Raw genomic sequence first — 20,094 nt, forward strand, 5'->3', positions numbered from 1 at the left:
AAATAACGGTGACGGATGCGTAACCTTTGGATTTTCATCAGCAGATACAACGCATTCTTCCTGTTTATTATTTTTTTTGTCATCGGTCTTATCCTTACGGTTAAAAACAACGCTTATCAGCGTGGCGTAACGATCAATTCTACCAACGAGATTGTCGGGAAAACCTACGAGAATCTGAATGTACTCAGAAAGTATCTTAATCTGGGCGCTGTAAATGATAGTCTGGCAGCGGAAAATGCGAAGCTGAAAACGGAAATCCTTGCGTTAAAACTGGTGGATACCGCTAAGGCAGTGACCGTAAAAGACACGGCTGGCGTACCTCAGTACACCTATCTGGCTGCGCGGGTCATCAAAAACTCTATCACGCTTCGGAACAATATGATCACGATAAACCGGGGGCGTGCAGACGGCATTGCAGAGGGTATGCCCGTGGCTTCGCCCACTACGGGGGTGGTTGGATATATCCGTGATGTGTCGGAACACCTGGCCACCATACAATCGCTGCTGCATCAGAAAACTTTTATCAGTGTAAGCGTTAAAAGAAACAAGGCGGTGGGCTCGCTGGTGTGGGGCGACAGAAACTTTGACTATCGGACGGCTGTTATCAGGGATATCCCGAACCACTTCAAACTGACGCTGAAGGATACGATCGTGACTTCGAGTTATTCTGCTTTTCCGGCAGGTATACCGGTGGGACAGGTGATTAACACGGGAATTGCCAGTGGGGGTAATTTTATGACCATCGGCATCAGGCTGTTTAACGATTTCAGCACGCTGCAATATGTGTATGTGATTACGGATAAGTATGCCGCTGAACAAAAGGAACTAGAAGCTAAAACACCGGATGAACAGTAAGCTTATATTGGTGAACATAGTAAGGTGGGTTGTGCTTATACTGGTACAGATCCTGTTTTTGCGCAACATGGGTTTTTATAACCTGGCCAACCCTTTTCTATATATTCTGATTCTGCTGCTTCTGCCTTTCGGAATTCCCAATTTGCTTTTGTACCTCCTGGCCTTTCTGACGGGTCTCACACTGGATGCTTTCTATGACACCCTGGGCGTGCATGCGGCGGCCTGTGTGATGCTGGCTTTTGTACGCATCCTGTTTATTTCTGTGACAGTGAGCCGGGACGGTTTTGACGAGCCTGAGCCTACGCTGGGCAATATGGGCTTTAAATGGTTTATACTGTACGCATTCTTTTGTGTATTTTCACACCATCTGGTTTTTTTTATACTGGAAACCTTCAGGTTTACGGAGTTTTCGTACACGCTGTTCAGGTGCCTGCTGAGTGGCCTGCTTACGTTGTTCCTGGTGGTGTTGGTAGAGTTTCTATTTTATAACAGGAAAGCACGCTGATGAACAATCAGAATCTGTTTAACCGAAAATATGTTGTTCAGGGCCTCTTCATATTGATGGGCCTGATTTTGCTGAGCACGCTTTTCTATATGCAGGTATATAGTGATAAGTATTTCCTCTCGGCCGAGAGCAACGTGCTTCGGAAGATTTATACTTTCCCGGCCAGGGGGGTTATTCTGGACCGCAATGAGAAGATCCTGGTGCAGAATGAGCCGGTATACGATCTTATGGCTATACCTAATGACGTCAAGCCTTTTGATACCCTGGCGCTTTGCCGCATTATTGGCGTGGATACGGCCAGGTTTGGCCGGAACTTCAGGAAGACCAGGCGCCTGTCAAGATACCAGCCGGGAAGTATTGAAAAGCAGCTTTCGGTGGAAATATATCAGGCTTTGTCTGAACAGCTCTCCAGGTTTCCGGGCTTCTTTGTGCAGAGCCGAACCATCCGGCAGTACCCGGACAGCATTGCCAGTCACTTCCTCGGTTATACGAAAGAGGTAACACCTAAGGAGATTGAGACCTCGCAGGGCTACTACCGCTCGGGCGATTACATCGGTAAGTCGGGCGTCGAAAAATCTTACGAGCATGTGCTCCGGGGCGAACGCGGGGTGGTGAACATGCTCTACGATGTACACAATGTTCCGCAGGGAAGCTATGCGGAGGGTAAGTTTGACACCGCAGCGGTATCTGGTGAGCAACTGATCTCTTCGCTGGACAAGAGTCTGCAAAAACTTGGTGAAGAGCTGATGCAAAATAAAATTGGCAGCATTGTAGCCATTGAACCGGCTACAGGGGAGATTTTGGCCTTTGTAAGCAGTCCGGGTTACGACCCCAACCTGATGGTAGGCAGGCAATCGGGCAACAACTACATGGAGCTATTAAAAAATCCGCACCGGGTGTTCAACAACAGGCCAATCAGGGGTTATTACTCACCCGGATCGGCGTTTAAGCCGCTGAATGCGTTAATTGGTCTGCAGGAAGGCGTTATGGACCCGAATACCACGTTTTTTTGTCCGCACTATTTTCAAGCGGGGAGTCACCGGCTTAAATGTGAGCACTATGACGGTCCTGTGGCCCTGCGCATGGCGCTGGCCCGCTCGTGCAACACTTATGCCTGCTACGTTTTCCAGAGACAGCTGACGCAGCGGAAATATAAGAACCAGCGGATTGCTTATGACGATTGGCGCAAGAAAGTCATGTTATGGGGGCTTGGCGACAGTCTGGGGGTCGACTTGCCCGGGGAGCGCACCGGACGCTTGTACGATGCGGCTTATTATTCGGGTAAGTACAGCAAATACTGGGGCTATTCTACAGTTATTTCGCTGGCGGTGGGCCAGGGGGAGATGGACGCCACGCCACTGCAAATGGCAAATATTATGGCAGCAATTGCCAATCGGGGGTACTTTATCAAGCCCCACCTGATCAAGGGTATCGGTAAGAACAGGGTGATCAATAAAGAATACGTGAAGAAAAACTACGTCGGCGTAGATGCTCGGCATTTTGAGCCGGTGATAGACGGTATGCAGGATGCGGTGAATGCGTCGTGGGGCACGGCTATCGGATCCAGAATTGACGACATCGTGATGTGCGGAAAGACGGGAACAGTACAAAACCCAAGAGGTAAAAACCACTCGGTATTTATCGGCTTTGCGCCGAGAGACAATCCTAAAATTGCCATTGCCGTAATTGTAGAGAATGCGGGCTACGGGAGCAAGTACGCCGCTCCTATTGCGAGTTATATCACAGAAAAATATATTAAAGGTACCATTGCGGGCAGGCGTGCCGGCGACGTAGAGGCGATGAAGAAGGAAGTAGTCATGCCAGATCCGCCGAAACCTAAAGTTAAAAAGGTAGCCCCCGCCCCGGATACACTGAAACAGCAAATAGCATCTATCCAGCGATGAGTTATAATCAGGGAAACAGGTTCTTTTTTAATGTGGACTGGGTAACGATCCTGATCTACATAGCGCTGTGCAGCATCGGCTTTGTAAATATCTATGCCTCCATTTTTACCGCGACTGACGACCCGGGGATTTTTAACTTCAGTACAAATTATGGCAAGCAGCTTATTTTTATCATAAGCGGCCTGCTTATAGGCTTTTCGATATTGCTTCTGGATGCAAAATTCTTCAGCATATTCTCGCCCATCATATATGGCCTAACCTTACTGTTGCTTGTGGTGGTGTTGCTGATCGGGCGTAATGTTGGTGGCAACCAAGCCTGGATCGCTCTGGGAAGCTTCAGACTGCAGCCTTCGGAGCTGGCGAAGTTTGGCACGGCACTATTGCTGGCCCGTTACGTGAGTACGTTTAATCCTAAATTTTCCGACTTTAAGTCGATATTTTTTGCCGGCGTGATCATCCTGCTGCCTTTGATACTCATACTGCTGCAGCCCGACGCCGGATCGGCCCTGGTGTTTCTGTCTTTTATGTTTCCGCTTTACCGCGAGGGCTTATCTGGCTACTTTTTGCTCATCTTCCTGGGTATGATTGTGCTGTTTGTGGCAGACTTCCTTGTCCCGATGAATGTGTTGATACCGGTTATACTGGTGGTAGGAAGCCTTTTTGTATATACTTACCGGAGAAAACAGAAGGCCATGTTTTCGGCTATCATCGTGACGGTAGTTGCGATAGCCTACCTGTTTGTGGTAAAACTGGCCTACGAAAAGGTTCTTAAACAGCATCAGCGCACACGGATTGAGATCATGCTGGGCTTGAAGACCGACCCCAAGGGTGTGGGCTACAATGTGATTCAATCTAAGATCGCGATAGGTTCCGGACAGTTGACCGGACGCGGCTTTAAACAGGGTACGCAGACGAAGTATGGCTACGTACCGGAGCAAAGTACCGACTTTATTTTCTCTACCATAGGTGAGGAATGGGGCTTTGCCGGTTGTTTTGTTGTGATCGGGCTGTTTACTTTCCTGCTGCTCCGGATCATTAACCTTGCAGAGCGTCAGCGCTCGAGCTTTTCGCGGGTATACGGTTACTGTGTGGCAAGCATACTCTTCTTCCACGTATTCATCAATATTGGCATGACGATAGGGATAGTGCCCGTAATAGGCATTCCTCTCCCATTCATCAGCTACGGCGGATCATCGCTTTGGAGCTTCACCGTGTTGTTGTTTATTTTCCTTAAGCTTGACGCGAACCGGATGGGCTTTATTTAATCACACTTATCCTTTGGGAAAACGCTGATTCAGGAGCTCATAAAACTTATCGACGGTTGATTGCTTGGCCTGCCAGTTGTTCTTTTCAGCGTAGTTTTTCCGGAGAAAGGTGTCGGCCGTTTCAAAGTCCGGCATTTTGTTGATCAAGTCTATGGCCTCAGAGTACGCGAGATTGTAGCCGTTGAAGAGATCCTTAATGTACAGCAGCTTCTCGTTAAGTGTAATAGCCTTTTTCAGATCCTGCACAGCAGGTTTAGCCAGTTCATCGCGCTCGTTCTCCGCCTTTGCAGATCTTGCCGACAACAGGTCGTTCAAAGTAGGTGCAGGAGTAACGATCTTCTCTTCCGGCTTATCCGGAACAAGGTGCGTTACGGGTTCAGGTATCTGCTTTTCTTCAGGCTTATCGGCTACGAGCGGGGCACGATACTCCTGTATGGGTGCAACTTCCTCATGATGTTCTGGTTTTGGTTGCTCAGTAACTTCGCTTTCGCCCGGTTCTCGTCTGTCGGTCATCACAAACTCAAAGGTTGCGGCCGGCTCTTCAGCTACAAATTTAACAAGCTCTTCCGGGCGCTCAAAAAAAGCATAGTCTTTCGGCGCTTCGGTGGGGTGACCAGGCTCCAGCGGCTCGTCAATAACTGGGACACGCTCTGGCTCCTGTATCACTTCCGCTATTTCAGGCTCTGCCCTCTCCGCAAGTTGCTTTACTGGTTTGTTGTGATTAAGCTTTCTGACGATCTGCACATGGTCTGACAAAAAATCTGCGTTGGCCAGAAACAGTTCCAGTTCGAGTTCATTGAGCTGTTCGGGATTTTGTGCTAAAAACTCATATTGATCCTGGAGTTCATTCAGTATTCCTCCTATTTTCCTGAAGATATCGGTCTGGTTCATCATATTCAAAAGTACTACAAAATTATGATATTCACCTTTGCCCGCAGCAAAAGCAATACCATAACAGAAGGCCCGAAGTGATATGCTCAGGCTAAGGGACAGTTATCGCACCGCTTGCCTCTAAGATACTTTTCGCAGCATACTTTTTTCTTCTTCTTTTTCTTATCCTTCTTGTCTTTTTTGTCCTTTTTATCCTTATCCTTTTTTGACATAGCCGCTATTGAACATACGAAAAAAAGGCACATACATTGTTGTATGTGCCTTTATTAATTTAAGGGACAGGAGGCTAATTAATCTTCGCTGTCGTATTTTATCTGACCAACATGCTTGTCTATCTGCCATCTTCCGGTGCCTTCTTCTCCGATCACGTCGAAAAGCTCCAGGGCACGGCGGGCCTTGTATTCTTCTTCACGCTGCTCTTTGAAGAACCAGTTAAGGAATTCCAGAGTCACATAGTCCTGCTCTTTATGGCAGCGCGCAGCTATATTTTTGATAGATTGTGTTACGCTGATCTCCTGATCAAGCGCTTCTTCGAACACTTCACGGAATGAATTATATTCTATTCTGATGTTGGTGATTTCCGGTGAAATAGCCGTTCCGCCCATATCAAGTACATATTTATAAAACTTAAGCTGATGCATGCGCTCCTCTTCGGCCTGCTTAAAGAAGTAGTCGGCCGAATAGTCGTACCCATTGCGGTTGCACCACGATGCCATAGAGAGGTAAATCGCCGATGAATGCGCTTCCTTTTTTATTTGCTGGTTGATAAGTGCTTCTACATCTGATGAAATTAAGCACTTTGCGCGGATTATATCTTTCATGTTCTTTCTCCTTTGTGGTATTACTACATCAAAAGTAATGCTATAATACGACCAGAAAGAATATTAACGCAATATGGAAAGATTCTAATTCTAAGCTAATCAGGCAACTATCCTGTGCAGCCTGTCGAAGATGATGTGATTAAGCTCCAGCATAGCGAAGGTTCCCTGAAGAAGGTCTTTCAGGTTAATGATCTGGATTAAGGACAGTACATAGCAGTGGTCGCACGCGCAAATAAAAATGATCTCAAGATCAGGGGTTTTATCTGTGGTTAATAACCGGTGCTCTATATCAATCTGATAAACAGCTTTCTTTAATTTCAACAGATTACGGTAATCAAACCGGGCCAGCTTTCCGCCAAAATCAATATACCAGCAACGCTCTGCGTCCGACTGATACACGGCTCCTGCGGGTGTAGAGAATACTTCTGTAAAATTGAATCCTTGTGGTAAGTCTAGTTCCTGCATATTGTACACGCTAACGCGGTATGCAAAGGTTGAAATTATTTAGAATTAATCCAAATCGCCAATTATATTTTTTTCGCAGCCTCTTCATGCTTGCCGGCATACTTTTAGAAAATAACAGTCTATGGTGAACTTATTCGGCTTTCATTTCGTATATTGAGGCAATGTGGAATTCGGCAATGAATAGGTTGAGGCGGCTTCATGACCGGTTGATCGGTAGTCCTGATCAGACCATCCTCCAGGCAAGGATTTTCCATGAGGTGAGCATTATTGCGCTTCTGCTCATCCCCGCAGCCATATTTTTTAATCTTTTTATAGGCGTTCCCTATGCCGGCTATGTACTCTCGGCAGCGTTTATTTTAGTGGCCTTACTGTTTGTTAATTCGCGGTACTTCGGAAACCTGAAAGCCAGCGTTGCCATTTTTACCTTTTCTATGGCCAGCGTTCTGGCGATGAACTATTATATCAATTCGGGGGCACAGGGTCCTACCCTACTGCTTTTTGTGGTACTGATGGTTTTCACGATCTCGCTGATGCCTTCCGATCAGTATAAGTTCTGGGTGGTTTTTAACGCTGCTGTGGTTTCTGCCCTGGTGATATCGGAGTACTCAAATCCGCAGCTGATCAGCGAAAGTTACGAGGGACGGGCAAGCTATTTCATCGACATTTTAACAACATACATTGCCGTAATTGTCTGCATCGGCGTAGTGATGGCTTACCTCATCAGAAGCCACGAAACAGAGAAGGCTAAAGTGCTCAAGGCCTCCAAGGCCTTGAAACAAGCAAACGACGCCAAGACGAGGCTTTTGTCCATTTTGTCGCACGACTTACGATCTCCCCTGAATTCGATACAAAGTTTTCTGGAAATACTGATCGATTATAATTTGTCGGAACAAGAAGAGAAGGCAATTAAGAAGAGTCTGCTGCGGGAAACGAAAAATACTCAGGTAATGTTGTTTAACCTGCTTAACTGGACAAAATCGCAAATGGAGGGAGGCGTTACGGTAAATCTGCAGAAACTAAACCTCAACGAATCTGTGGAGGGATGTTTAAAAGTGCAGCGTGCGGCTGCTCTGGAAAAGATGATTACCATCCGTAACCTGACAGCACCAGACGCGAGTATCGTTGCAGACCCGGATATGTTTAGCCTTATTATACGCAATCTGGTGAACAACGCGATAAAATTTACACATACCGGCGGTGACATCAGCATTTTTAGTGAGGTTGGAGAGGGGTTCACCAAGTTGATGGTTAGGGACAACGGAATAGGCATTTCGGAGGATAAGCAGGAAAAGTTGTTTTCGCTGGAAACGCAGTCGGCCTATGGCACAAATAAGGAGAAGGGTGTGGGACTGGGGCTCTTGTTATGCTGGGAATTTACGGAAATGCAAGGCGGCAAAATTAGTTTCAGCAGTCGGCCGGGTGAAGGCACCTGTTTTACGCTGAAATTTCCTTCAGGTCAAAGTTCCGTAATATCAGCAGCTTACGCGTCTGGTGAAGGCAAGACCGTATATTAATTTCAAAAAACATTTTGACATTCAAAAAAAGAAGCTACATTTGCACTCCCCAACCGAGGGAATGTGATACTTCTTGAAGTTCACAGATGGTGCGGTAGCTCAGTCGGTAGAGCAATGGACTGAAAATCCATGTGTCGCCGGTTCGATCCCGGCCCACACCACAAAAAAGCCTTAGATTTCTCTAAGGCTTTTTTGCATTCAAACGCTAAGGAATATATACTCTGGCTCTGAAGCGCCCACTGATGTGGGTCGTCTGAAGCAGCATAGGCCCGATTCCAGCATTTGGAACGGTAAAATTACCTTCCACCCATTTATTGTCCATTTTTGTAATGTTGATACTTCCCCCACTTGGAACGAGGTCTGCCAGCAAAGGATCTACATAGGCACTGGTATACCCTCCGTGACCCATCAGAAAATGAAACTTGTTTCCGGTAGCAGTTAGATCATAAGCATAAGTACCTACGCCACCATTCCAGGTCAGTAAAAACTGACCACCACCCTCGGCTTCAGGATTTGATAAAAGATACCGCTGCCCCGATTTTACGGCAGGTGTGACCGGGAATTTAGTATAGGCAGAACCGCCTATAGTCAGCTCCGCCCATCCATCGCCCATAATTTCGATGTTGGACAACAATAAAAATGTACCTGTCATAGGTGCGCTCAGGGCCAGACTTACCGTCGCATTGGAAAAGCCGTTCACCGATGCGGGTGCCTGGTAAGTAATCGTATTGCCGTTCGAGCTAATGATGTTTCCAGGTCCAGTCAGATTCCAGGATTTAATGTATCTGGAAGGAAGTGGAACGGGTGTGCCGACCGGATAGCCAGGCTCAGTTCCCGGTTTACCCGTAAGCGGTTCCAGCAGGTCTTCGTATTTCGATTCTGTATAAATGAACGCCTTAATGACCTGTCTATCTCCAGGTTCCAGACTGGCATTCAGTGGAGAAAGAGAAACCCGGTTCATTACAGACCAGTCGCTGAAATGCTTGGTTTTAAAAGTTACTGTGCCCAATTGGACGTCATAACTGCTGGTGCCTACAAACTTCCACACCCCACTGGCCATCTGATAGGCAAACCCGAAGGTCTCAACCATGGCCACAGAATCCGCATCATATGCATAAGTCACCGAAACAGGTTTTTCAAACTGTACGTCATGCGGTGTCAACCTGAATGACTGGCCCACGCCAGCGATATTGGTTGTTGTAATGGGCTCAATCCCGATGGTCACATACTCTTTCAAGGCACCAGCGGGAATATTAATGGCCACATTGCATGCTGGAGAAGCGAGTGCTCCTCCTTCCGGGCCTACACGCCCCGTCACTGCCGTACCCATCGAGCTCCCTTTGGGGCGGACTAATGCCGCCACCACGGGATTTTCTTCATCTCCTCGTTTCTCTTTGTCCTTTTTGCAAGCCGGCAGGCTGGCCATACACAAAACACCTATCAGGTATGCACTTAATTTTTTCATGTAATCGTCTATTGCTATGGTTTTTATTAAATCATCGATTGGGTCAAAAGTACAAGGAGCCCCTTCACAGATAAATAAGCGACATCAATCATATTTATGGGTACTACTACCCATTTTCAGTACATTAATCTTATCTATATTTGAATATGATTGTCAGGCAGATTCTCTGTGTATTATTCTTGCTGGCTGCAAACTTGAACGCTGCCCCCAAAGAGCTTGTACTGAATTACGAACACCAGGTACCGGTACATTCTGGCACGCTGGAAGCGATATACGAAGACGAGCATGTCAAAAATATCGTTAATGGCTTCATGTTCGGGGCTTTACTTGCCCTGATGATTTACAGCCTGTATACTTATATCGCCACCGCGGACAAAACGCATTTATATTACTCAGGTTATCTGTGTTTCAGCATTCTGTTTTTACTGATCCGGAACGGCTATCTTACCCAAGGGATACCAGTTTGGAGTTTAAGTGGGCTCACCATAAGCTCGACGATCGCCTTGATTTTCAGCATACCCTTCAGTAATGGCTACTTGCGGTTGAAAGCCTATTATCCCAAGATTTACCGTCTTGGTAGATGGCTGATACCAATCTTACTGATTCCAATGCTCATTGATCTTTCCGGTCATCCGGTTATGGCCTTTAGAGTCCTGCAGGCATGCCTGGCTCTCGCAGCTGGCTATTGGCTGTCCGCTGCCTGCTTAAGCTTGATACAGGGCTACAAACCAGCATATCATTATTTGGCCGCGTTGACTTTCCTTCTAGTCTGTTACGGCGTTTATGAGGGCTTCCACTCCTCTATGAGCCTGCAAATGGGACTTTGCCTGCAAGCCCTGGTACTATCTTACGCGCTAGCTGTAAAACTGAACGATTCTAAAAAGCAGACGATGCGCCTGCAAACTGAAATGCTGCAACAAACCGCCGGGTTCTCCAGGGAGCTCCTGATTGCGCAGGAAAATGAAAAGGAAAGTATCGCCGCTGAACTGAGCAACCAAGTCGGACAGCTACTGGTATTGCTTAAGAATGAAATGCATGCGCTGGAAAAACTTAGCGAGGGAACCAATACCGAACTTTTTGAAAATATCACTCGTGACATTGGAAAAGCCATAGAGGAGGTTAGCAATGTTTCATTTTCCCTTAGACCATATCAAATGGACACACTTGGACTAAAACGCTCCCTGGAACGACTGGCTGAGGACATGGCTCATGAAATATCAACAACCCTTCTAATAAAAATAGCGGAAATCGATCAGTTGCTGACAAGGGAGGCCCAGATGAACCTCTACAGAATCGTCCAGGAGCTGCTCAGCAATCTGGCCAAACATGCCGATGCCACCACTTGCAGCATCAACATCCAGATCTCCGAAAATTATATCGTCCTGAAGTACAGGGACAATGGGAAAGGTTATGATACCGGCTACACTTCATCAGGACTGGGTCTGTCTGGCATCCGCGAACGCTGCAAACTTTTGGAGGCCGATCTTAAAATGAGCAGTAAACGCAACTCAGGCACCGAAGTTTATATCAATATACCTATGCAAATACTATCGACATGAACGAAAAAACCACTATACTCATCGCTGATGATCATCCGATTTTCCTCAAGGGACTCAAAGAAGTCATAGAAACGGAACCGGGCTACGAAGTCATTTTTGAAGCAAAAAATGGGCTGGAAGCACTCGCCGTTGCCAAAACGCGTCGTCCTATGGTAACCATTCTAGACATAGACATGCCTGAAATGAACGGACTGGTTGCAGCCGAAGAGCTGATTAAACTCGTTCCTGATGCAAATGTCATACTGCTCACCATGCATAAGGCGAAAGACACCTTCCTGCGCGCCCTGGATATTGGCGTGGCCGGCTATGTATTGAAAGAAAATGCCGTGGTAGATATCATCCAGGCCATAGAAGCGGTCTTGACCGGAAATTCCTATATCAGTCCAGAAATGAGCTCCTTTCTGCTCAGCCAGCGCCGAACCGGAGCCAATAATCCCACGGCTATTGAGCTGCTGCATATCCTTACCCCCTCAGAAAGGAAAATTCTGAGGCTGGTCGGAAGCTACAAAAGTACCAAGGCGATTGCTGATGAATTATTCATTAGTGAAAAAACGGTCTCTAACCATCGGATGAACATCCTGAAAAAGTTAAATCTGAATGGTAAGAACAGCCTCCTGCGTTTTGCCATTGAACATCGGTAACCGTATGACCCAAGGCTTCATCAAAGCTTTTTTAACAGTGATACTGGTCGTCTTTTTCAGTGCAAGACCAGGCTATTCCCAGGATATTAGACTCAGAAGCATTGAAAAAAGCTATGTCCTAAGGCACCCGATGTTTGTGGTCGACGAGGACAATAATTTGCCAACTGAGCAGATACCTTACGAAAACTTCAAGGCATCAGAATTCGCGACGCTGTCACTTGGATCCACAAAAGCCTCCGTATGGGTAAAAGTCCGCATACTTAATCAAAGCGATAAAGAGGACTGGCACATTCAAATCGATAGTCCCCCGGTTCTCGAGTCGGTCAGCGTTTATCAGAAAAACGGGGACCGACTGATAAAGATATTTACCAAAAAATCCACGACACCTAAAGCGACAGGCGAAGTGAGCGTAAACAATTTGCTGATCCCGGTTTCGATTCCAATCGATACAGAGGCAGAGATCTACATTAAAGCCAGCAGTAATAATATACTCAGGCTACCCATTAAATTCATCACCTTGCAGAAGGCTTTCGAAGAAAGTTACCTGACTGATCTATTGAATGGGGTTGTTTTTGGTATGCTAATCGCTTTTGCTATTTATAACCTGTTTGTATATATACTAACAAAAGAACAGCCCTATCTATACTATTTGGGAGCAATCTTCTTCTGGAGCCTAAACGTGTTTTTTTATAACGGTTTTCTGCCCGAAATGCTGGGGGCACTCGACTGGTTAAACAGCGCGGGAACAATCATCGCCCTGGCAAGTTTAATGAGCATACTATTTACCAATTCGTTTCTTCAGACAAAAAAGAACAGCCCTCTTTTTAATAAAATCAAGGGATTGATGTTTTTCTTCTCCTTGATCATACTGCTGACTGATATTTTCTGCAAAGGACCCTACTCCTTCATGCTTGTACAATATCTAATGTACCCCTATTTCTTATATTGGTTTGGAGCAGGTGTGCAAAGTTTGAAAAATGGGTATAAGCCAGCGATTTATTTTTTATTAGGATTCGGATCGCTAATGCTAGGCAATGCAATATACAATTTGAAAGACCTGAATATTCTTCCGGATAACCTCATAACTCGCACGAGCATGCATTGGGGTACGCTACTGGAGGCTTTGATCCTATCTTACGCCCTTGCGAACAGGCTTAACTTTTACCGTAAGCAGCAGGAGCATATCCAGCGGAAAACTATTGCAGAAAAGAGCGCATTTCTTAAAGAGCTCCTTAAGCGCCAGGAGCAGGAAAAGAAACGTGTAGCCATGGAACTGCACGACAATATCGGCCAGCAACTGATCCTGATCAAAAACCGGTCCTGGCGCCTGCAGCAAATCAGCGAAGAACCCCTAAAAAATCTGATTACCACTTCCATTGAACATATTGCAGCGATCATGGCTGAAGTTCGAAGCATACTTCATCGCCTCAGACCATACCAAATGGACCTTTTGGGATTGACACAAAGCATCAACGGATTAATTAACGATACATTTAACGACTACGAGATCAAACAGGGTAATACCGATGAGGTCAATCAGCATTTTGATGCAGACGAATCCATGCACATTTTCCGAATTCTCCAGTTGCTGTCCCAGGACATTCTAGCTTGTACCCCCGATAAACAGATCCGCTACGCCATCACCCGCAAAGCTTTCGCCGTAGATTTCTCATTTGAATTTCAAACTACAGGCCAGTTGGAGAACAGTTCACCCGATATTCAAAACAGACTTGAACTGCTTAAAGGTGATATCAACATTCAATCTAGCCATAATACCACCAAAATAACGGTTAACATACCCTTTAACCATTAAAATAAGCAATACTACCCAGGTACTTGAACAGTACTGCCCATTCCCGGGCGTCCATTCCGAGCTTATTTTTGAATCGTAATTTCAAACCTGTCGCCTAGCGGCAGCGTAACAAACAAAACGAACTAAGCTATACCATGGAAGAGATCAGATTTAACCTGTTTAGGAATGTACACAAAGGATTAAGGGCGCTACTGGCCGATACGCTTATTCTGCTTCAGCAAACAGACTTTCTAATTCAAACCGAAGCTAATACCGCCTTCGAAAGAATCAAACTGGTCTTGTTGCTGATGCACCAGCACACCAAGTGGGAAGTTGACTTCGTATTTCAAAAATTGGGCGCCAACGCACTAAGTATGACTGGGTATTTTGCCAATCAACATTACCACGCAGACGCCCTAACCATGAATATGGATGTTCTTATCTGCGGACTCGAGGATGCAAAAAGCGAGACAGAAAAAGAAGCAATCTCTTATAGTCTGCTAGACGCCTTTGTGGAATTTACAGCCTATAATTTTACCCACATGACCATGGAGGAGCAATTAATCAATCCCCTCCTGTGGCACACTTTCAGCGACCAGGAACTACAGGCGATGCAAATGCAGCATTTAAACACTGCTAACAGCAAAAGTCAGCAGGCTTTCCTGCAATGGATGCTTATTCACAACAGCAACAGAGAACTTGCCAACTGGCTGAATAGCATGAATTGTAGCGCAACGGCACCGCAGTTTAGGCGAGTCTTTGACCTCGCTCAGGAAGTACTGTCGCCGGAGAGACTGGAATTCCTTAATCTAAATGTGTATGCCAGAGAAAATTAGTAGTCGATTTATTCACAACAGTAAATGCACGTAAAATAAGATCAAAATAACATGAAAAAATTAATCTTAGTCTCAGCCCTTCTGCTGGCCGGCACCAATTCAAACGCTCAGAGCTTTTTAAACAAGTTGAAACAAAAGGCAGAAGACATTGCCTCCAAAACTGTGGATAAAGCACTGGAAGGAAAGAGCAGCAAAACTGCAGAAGCCAGCAAAACGGGCCAACCTCCAGCGAAAGCCGAAAGCGGCCATACCACAACAAACCCGGCACTCACCAGTACTACCACGTACGACTTCGTTCCTGGATCTAAAGTATTGCTGGTAGATGATTTCTCCCAGGACGCGCCTGGCTCTTTTCCTCTGAAATGGTACACCAGAAGTAAAGCTGAGGTCGTCACCTTGAACACCGCCAAAGGAAACTGGTTGCGCGTTTATCCTGGAACATTCGTAAGTCCGGTCGTAAACGTTGCGGAGAATACAACGATTGAATTTGACCTGATCATGAACTGGCCGAAGGCGGGTGGCTATTTGGTGCCAGCAATTGGCTTTGCCCTTTACGACCGGGGGAATAAAGGAGAGATTCTATCATATGACTACCGCCTTAAGAATTGCTTGAAATTCAATATCGCACCCTACCGATCGGAAGCTGTGGTACAACTGACCTCCTATGAAAACGGAGCCAAGAAACTGGAAAGTGATAAATACCGTGTTGCAAATTTCGAAAGCAAGGTAGGCAGCGTAATTCATGTTGCCATCAGCATCCAAAAAGAGAGAGTCAGGATCTGGATAGATAAGGAAAAAGTATTTGACCTGCCTCAAGCGGCCCCGCTCGACGGAAATTTAAATCAGCTAAAAATTGACATGTCCGGCTCCAATTACACCAATGATCAGCTTGGCTATTATGTATCCAACTTCCGTTTCGCGGAAGGCAGTTCAGACAATCGCTCTAAACTACTGACCACAGGGAGACTGGAAACTAGCGGAATCCTGTTCGCTACCAATTCCGCTGAAGTAAAATCAGACAATGAAGGGACGATTAAGGAAGTAGCGGCTGCTATGATGGAAAACCCCGATCTGAAAATCAAAATTATAGGCCATACCGACGCAGTAGGGAAACCTGAAGCCAACCTGATCCTGTCTGCAAAGCGAGCAGAAGCGGTTCGCGACGCGCTCGTTAAAATTTACAAAATCAGTCCCGATCGAGTCGAAACCGAAGGAAAAGGATCCAATGCACCTGTTAGCGATGATATTAGCGAAGCTGGTAACGCCAAGAACAGAAGAGTCGAGTTCATAAGACAAAGTGGCAAGTGAGTCCGGGGTGAGTCGCCTTTTTCCAGCAAAAAGGCGACTCAATGCTGTTTCATCGTGGTAGAAAACGCCTGGTCATACTCTGTGAGAGCCCTACCTAAATTAGGAATTAGAAGGTGTCACTCCAAGGTAACAGCGACATCTCAATGCTGTGCAGCGCTAAACAAAAAGTCCTTGTGGGTGTTTTATTCAGAACACTACTTAACTTAAATCTGCTATAATGGAAAACAAAGATCAAGCACGCGACAGTTCAAACAACACTCAGTCTACCAACGATCACATTGAATCGCTAGAGGGGAAAGAAGCCCTGGAAAAGCTGAAGCATATCGCTAAGAGCGCGGAAAACTGCTTTTTTTGCACCAATATTAAAACAGGCTTGCCATTGTCGGTAAGGCCGATGTCTGTCCTGGAGGTTGACGATGAGGGAAACCTCTGGTTTATGAGCATGAAGGAAAGTCATAAGAATCACGAAATAGAGTCTGACCCCTTCACACACCTGTTTTTTCAGGAGAACAAAAACTCCGGTTTCCTTAACATCTACGGCATAACCGAGATAGTGAGAGACAGAAAAAAGATCGAGGAACTATGGAATCCGCTTTTGAAGGTTTGGTTTCAGGACGGTAAAGACGATGAAAATATTAGCTTGCTGAAGGTTGTACCTACCAACGTTTACTATTGGGATACGCGCCATGGCGAGGCTGTAGCTTTTATCAAGATGGCAGCATCGGTAATTACCGGTAAAACGATGGATGATTCTGTAGAAGGAAAACTTGAGTTTTAGTAGGATTTTTCCTGTCGACAGTTAATTTATGCTAGCATAAGATCGGCTTTTTGGGGTATTTATCCTAACTTAGCATACGATAATCATGATCTGAATGTTGGCACAAATAATATTTATAATCATTACGCTGGCGGCCTTTGGCTTATTTGCATTTAACCTAAAGAAAGTAATCCGCAATATTAGGCTGGGCAGGCCGGCAGACCGGTTTGACCAGCCTCAGCTCCGGCTGATGACCATGCTGAAAGTAGCATTTGGCCAGACTAAAATGTTTTTCAGGCCAATACCGGCCATTCTGCATATGGTGGTATATGCCGGCTTTGTGATCATCAACATTGAGGTCCTGGAGATCATGATCGATGGTGTATTTGGTACGCACCGGATCTTTGGCGGACTGGGCATGCTTTATAATACGCTCATTGGTTCTTTTGAACTCCTGGCCATTGGTGTCTGGATCGCCTGTGCGATTTTCCTTGTCAGACGTAACATACTTAAGCTACGCCGTTTCCGTGGTGTGGAGATGAAAAGCTGGCCGCGGTCCGACGCCAACTATATTCTTATTACCGAGATATTGCTGATGACTGCCTTCCTGCTAATGAATGCAGCCGACGCGAAGCTACAGTCGATGGGTTCAGCACATTATATTACAGCGGGATCCTTTCCGGTGAGTCAATATCTCGTTCCTTTTCTGCCAGCGGGCGAAGGTTCACTGATTCTGATTGAGCGCGCGTGCTGGTGGTTCCATATCATCGGTATCCTGGTTTTCCTTAACTACCTGCCCTACTCCAAACATCTCCATATTCTTTTTGCTTTCCCGAACACTTATTTTTCCAACCTGGAACCAAAGGGTGAATTCAACAATATGAGCAGCGTTACCAACGAAGTTAAGGCCATGCTGGATCCCTCTTTTACGCCGCTTGCTGCAGAGGAAGGAAGATTTGGCGCGAAGGATGTGAACGACCTTACCTGGGTAAATCTGATGAACGCTTATACCTGCACGGAATGCGGCCGCTGTACTGCGGTATGCCCGGCCAACATGACCGGAAAATTGCTGTCGCCAAGAAAAATCATGATGGACGCGCGCGACAGAATGGAGGAAGTCGGCAGAAACATTGACAAAAACGGTGCTGGTTTCGAGGACGGAAAGTCTTTGATCGACGATTACATCAGCAGAGAAGAAATATGGGCCTGTACAAGTTGCAATGCCTGTACAAATGCGTGCCCGGTAAACATTGACCCCCTGGCGATCATTATGGACCTGCGCAGATATGCTGTAATGGAAGAGTCTAAAGTGCCAGGCAGTTTGAATGCGATGCTTGGTAACATAGAGAATAACGGTGCTCCATGGAAATATGCACCGGCCGACCGTTTTAATTGGGCGGAGCAAAATTAATTTAATCTGTTAGTAGAAATACGCTGTGGAATGAGCGAACAACTGAATTTTAAGGTGCCAACAATGGCCGAACTGATTGCCAAGGGTGAAGAGCCGGAGATATTGTTTTGGGTTGGTTGTGCGGGCAGCTATGACGAGCGGGCACAAAAGATTACCCGGGATATATGCAAGATACTGCATCACGTTGGCTTAAAGTATGCTGTTCTTGGAACAGAAGAGAGCTGTACCGGCGACCCGGCAAAACGTGCGGGCAATGAATTCTTGTTTCAAATGCAGGCAATGGCCAATATTGAATTGTTAAATGGCTATAACGTTAAAAAGATCGTTACCGGATGCCCGCATTGTTTCAACACGATCAGAAATGAGTATCCGGGACTGGGCGGGAGTTATGAAGTTATCCATCATTCTCAGTTAATTCAGCAGTTGATTAACGAGGGCAAGCTGAAAGCAGAAGGCGGGGCGCAGTTTAAAGGAAAAAAAATCACCTTTCACGACCCCTGTTATCTTGGTCGCGGCAACAATATATATGAAGCACCGCGCGCTGCCCTTGAGGCATTGGATGCCGATCTGGTTGAGATGAAACGCTGCAAGTCGGGAGGCCTATGCTGCGGAGCAGGCGGAGCTCAGATGTTCAAAGAACCCGAACCAGGGAGAAAAGATATCAATATCGAAAGAACGGAGGAAGCGCTTGCTTTACAGCCGGATATTATAGCGGCAGGCTGCCCGTTTTGCATGACCATGCTGAGGGATGGCGTGAAGCTGAAAGAGAAGGATCAGGATGTCCAGGTTTTGGATATTGCTGAAATCACCGCACGGGCAAATGGATTGTAGTCAATTGAATATTGCTTCTTTGAACTCAGGCAGTAACGGCAACTGTTACTTTGTGGGCAATAAGCAAGATGCTGTCTTAATTGATGCCGGCATTTCGTGTCGGCTCACTGAAACAAGAATGCGCAGGCTGGGCTTGCCTATGCAGCATATTCGTGCAATATTTATATCCCACGAACATACAGATCATATAAAAGGTGTGTGCGGGCTGGCTAGCAAGTATCAGGTTCCGGTCTACATTTCTAACAAGACCTTGCTTAAGTGTCGTTTCGAACTTCCGTCCTACCTTTTACGCTCGCTGTCCGACCAGCAGAGCGTTCAGATTGGTGAGCTGACAATCTTCACTTTTGCCAAGCATCACGACGCCGCAGAGCCTTACAGCTTTGTGGTTTCATGCGGAGAAACGAATGTAGGCGTATTTACAGACATCGGCCGCGTATGCGATCAGCTAACCAATCAATTCAAGCGTTGTCACGCCGCCTTTCTTGAAGCCAATTACGACGATGAGCTTCTAATGAAAAGCAACTATCCATATTTCCTGAAACGCAGGATCAGCGGCGGCTCTGGTCACTTATCGAATCAAAAAGCGCTGGAGCTATTTATGGACCACAAGCCGGCTTTTATGACCCATCTTATCCTGGCACACTTATCGGCTCAAAACAACTGTGCGGATCTGGTGCAGGGCATGTTTGAACGCCATGCTATAGACACGAGAATTATTGTTGCATCAAGACATGAGGAAACTGAAGTTTACCACATCAACGGACCGGTGACCCGGTTCAAACAGCATACTATTTTTGAGCAAGCTGCCTTGAACTCATTCTGATAAGCCTTGTCCGAAGATCGGCTAACATCTCTGGCTCTATATTCCTGATTGGGATGCTCATGTAGGTCGACACACTGTCTATATCGCCACCTTTGTCGTGGTAGGTCTGCACAATAACATCTTCAGCTTTGGTACGCAGGTACAATGTACCCTCTTTGTCTGACCCGTAATAGTCCATATCCACGAATTTGGCTACATTAAAAGAAAAATACTCAATCTTTCCTGCTGCTAAGAAACGCTTGTACCGGCAAAAGCCTGTGTTGGTAACATGGAGTTCAAACCGTTTTAACCTATGACTTGTTGCGTTGTCGTTATGATGATTCTTTAACAATTCCTGCACATTTGTCGCGTCTTCCTCAGGCGAGGCAACAAATGCAAATGACAGACAGAATGCTGCTGATGCCAGGAACAATCCACTTTTTACAGAAAATATGGATTTAGCGATGAACAT

At 46.1% G+C, this 20,094-nt stretch carries 19 protein-coding genes and 1 tRNA gene; 15 read left to right on the forward strand and 5 right to left on the reverse strand.

Features of this window, described 5'->3' with window-relative positions; all coding sequences use genetic code 11:
• Positions 1 to 15 precede the first annotated feature (15 nt).
• The 4 genes from mreC to rodA are packed head-to-tail and all read left to right on the forward strand — an operon-like array spanning position 16 to position 4,529.
• On the forward strand, positions 16 to 855 hold the full coding sequence (gene mreC / locus QEP07_RS07040; protein WP_256004168.1) for a rod shape-determining protein MreC: 840 nt from the start codon (positions 16 to 18) through the stop codon (positions 853 to 855).
• Positions 845 to 1,360: a rod shape-determining protein MreD gene (locus tag QEP07_RS07045; RefSeq protein ID WP_256004167.1), complete on the forward strand. Its 516-nt coding sequence runs from the start codon at positions 845 to 847 to the stop codon at positions 1,358 to 1,360. Before mreC ends, QEP07_RS07045 begins: the two co-directional genes overlap by 11 nt.
• Positions 1,360 to 3,264 carry a penicillin-binding protein 2 gene (gene mrdA / locus QEP07_RS07050; protein WP_285009214.1) on the forward strand — a complete coding sequence of 635 codons (1,905 nt, stop codon included), beginning with the start codon at positions 1,360 to 1,362 and terminating at the stop codon, positions 3,262 to 3,264. The genes QEP07_RS07045 and mrdA overlap by 1 nt, the downstream gene beginning before the upstream one ends.
• Positions 3,261 to 4,529, forward strand: a complete 1,269-nt coding sequence (gene rodA / locus QEP07_RS07055) for a rod shape-determining protein RodA (RefSeq protein WP_285009215.1) — start codon at positions 3,261 to 3,263, stop codon at positions 4,527 to 4,529. Before mrdA ends, rodA begins: the two co-directional genes overlap by 4 nt.
• A gap of 6 nt (positions 4,530 to 4,535) precedes the next feature.
• Here the strand turns inward: rodA and QEP07_RS07060 are convergent, their stop codons facing one another.
• The 3 genes from QEP07_RS07060 to QEP07_RS07070 form a co-directional block, all read right to left on the reverse strand.
• Complete coding sequence (locus QEP07_RS07060; RefSeq protein WP_285009216.1) at positions 4,536 to 5,423, reverse strand: DUF8457 domain-containing protein; 888 nt, start codon at positions 5,421 to 5,423, stop codon at positions 4,536 to 4,538.
• A gap of 287 nt (positions 5,424 to 5,710) precedes the next feature.
• The gene (locus tag QEP07_RS07065) at positions 5,711 to 6,241 is read right to left on the reverse strand and encodes a ferritin (RefSeq protein ID WP_256004161.1); all 531 of its coding nucleotides are present in this window, start codon (positions 6,239 to 6,241) and stop codon (positions 5,711 to 5,713) included.
• A 99-nt stretch (positions 6,242 to 6,340) separates the two neighbouring features.
• Complete coding sequence (locus QEP07_RS07070; RefSeq protein WP_285009217.1) at positions 6,341 to 6,706, reverse strand: hypothetical protein; 366 nt, start codon at positions 6,704 to 6,706, stop codon at positions 6,341 to 6,343.
• A gap of 176 nt (positions 6,707 to 6,882) precedes the next feature.
• Here QEP07_RS07070 and QEP07_RS07075 point away from each other — a divergent pair, with 176 nt between their 5' ends.
• Both QEP07_RS07075 and QEP07_RS07080 read left to right on the forward strand, forming a co-directional pair.
• Complete coding sequence (locus tag QEP07_RS07075; RefSeq protein ID WP_285009218.1) at positions 6,883 to 8,220, forward strand: sensor histidine kinase; 1,338 nt, start codon at positions 6,883 to 6,885, stop codon at positions 8,218 to 8,220.
• An 88-nt stretch (positions 8,221 to 8,308) separates the two neighbouring features.
• Positions 8,309 to 8,381 (forward strand) — tRNA-Phe (locus QEP07_RS07080).
• Between the two features lie 44 nt (positions 8,382 to 8,425).
• Here QEP07_RS07080 and QEP07_RS07085 read toward each other — a convergent pair.
• On the reverse strand, positions 8,426 to 9,685 hold the full coding sequence (locus tag QEP07_RS07085) for a hypothetical protein (RefSeq protein WP_285009219.1): 1,260 nt from the start codon (positions 9,683 to 9,685) through the stop codon (positions 8,426 to 8,428).
• 146 nt (positions 9,686 to 9,831) lie between these two features.
• On the opposite strand from QEP07_RS07085, the gene QEP07_RS07090 reads away from it, so the two are divergent.
• The 9 genes from QEP07_RS07090 (at position 9,832) to QEP07_RS07130 (ending at position 19,643) form a co-directional block, all read left to right on the forward strand.
• Positions 9,832 to 11,244, forward strand: a complete 1,413-nt coding sequence (locus QEP07_RS07090; protein WP_285009220.1) for a sensor histidine kinase — start codon at positions 9,832 to 9,834, stop codon at positions 11,242 to 11,244.
• Complete coding sequence (locus QEP07_RS07095; protein ID WP_256004155.1) at positions 11,241 to 11,885, forward strand: response regulator; 645 nt, start codon at positions 11,241 to 11,243, stop codon at positions 11,883 to 11,885. Before QEP07_RS07090 ends, QEP07_RS07095 begins: the two co-directional genes overlap by 4 nt.
• Positions 11,842 to 13,698 carry a sensor histidine kinase gene (locus tag QEP07_RS07100; protein ID WP_285009221.1) on the forward strand — a complete coding sequence of 619 codons (1,857 nt, stop codon included), beginning with the start codon at positions 11,842 to 11,844 and terminating at the stop codon, positions 13,696 to 13,698. The genes QEP07_RS07095 and QEP07_RS07100 overlap by 44 nt, the downstream gene beginning before the upstream one ends.
• Before the next feature lie 134 nt (positions 13,699 to 13,832).
• On the forward strand, positions 13,833 to 14,513 hold the full coding sequence (locus QEP07_RS07105) for a hemerythrin domain-containing protein (protein ID WP_285009222.1): 681 nt from the start codon (positions 13,833 to 13,835) through the stop codon (positions 14,511 to 14,513).
• Between the two features lie 51 nt (positions 14,514 to 14,564).
• Positions 14,565 to 15,821 carry an OmpA family protein gene (locus QEP07_RS07110; RefSeq protein WP_285009223.1) on the forward strand — a complete coding sequence of 419 codons (1,257 nt, stop codon included), beginning with the start codon at positions 14,565 to 14,567 and terminating at the stop codon, positions 15,819 to 15,821.
• Between the two features lie 217 nt (positions 15,822 to 16,038).
• A complete protein-coding gene (locus QEP07_RS07115) occupies positions 16,039 to 16,599 on the forward strand; it encodes a pyridoxamine 5'-phosphate oxidase family protein (RefSeq protein ID WP_285009224.1) in 561 nt (186 codons plus the stop codon).
• Positions 16,600 to 16,693: 94 nt separating this feature from the next.
• Entirely contained in the window at positions 16,694 to 17,989 is a 1,296-nt protein-coding gene (locus tag QEP07_RS07120; RefSeq protein WP_285009225.1) for a 4Fe-4S dicluster domain-containing protein, read from the forward strand.
• A 30-nt stretch (positions 17,990 to 18,019) separates the two neighbouring features.
• Positions 18,020 to 18,820 carry a (Fe-S)-binding protein gene (locus tag QEP07_RS07125; protein WP_256004148.1) on the forward strand — a complete coding sequence of 267 codons (801 nt, stop codon included), beginning with the start codon at positions 18,020 to 18,022 and terminating at the stop codon, positions 18,818 to 18,820.
• Positions 18,810 to 19,643, forward strand: coding sequence for an MBL fold metallo-hydrolase (locus tag QEP07_RS07130; RefSeq protein WP_285009226.1), 834 nt, complete (start codon positions 18,810 to 18,812; stop codon positions 19,641 to 19,643). Before QEP07_RS07125 ends, QEP07_RS07130 begins: the two co-directional genes overlap by 11 nt.
• Here the strand turns inward: QEP07_RS07130 and QEP07_RS07135 are convergent.
• Entirely contained in the window at positions 19,609 to 20,094 is a 486-nt protein-coding gene (locus QEP07_RS07135) for a hypothetical protein (RefSeq protein ID WP_285009227.1), read from the reverse strand. The genes QEP07_RS07130 and QEP07_RS07135 overlap by 35 nt on opposite strands.

The sequence above is a fragment of the Pedobacter faecalis genome, assembly GCF_030182585.1.
Taxonomy (GTDB): Bacteria; Bacteroidota; Bacteroidia; order Sphingobacteriales; family Sphingobacteriaceae; genus Pedobacter; species Pedobacter faecalis.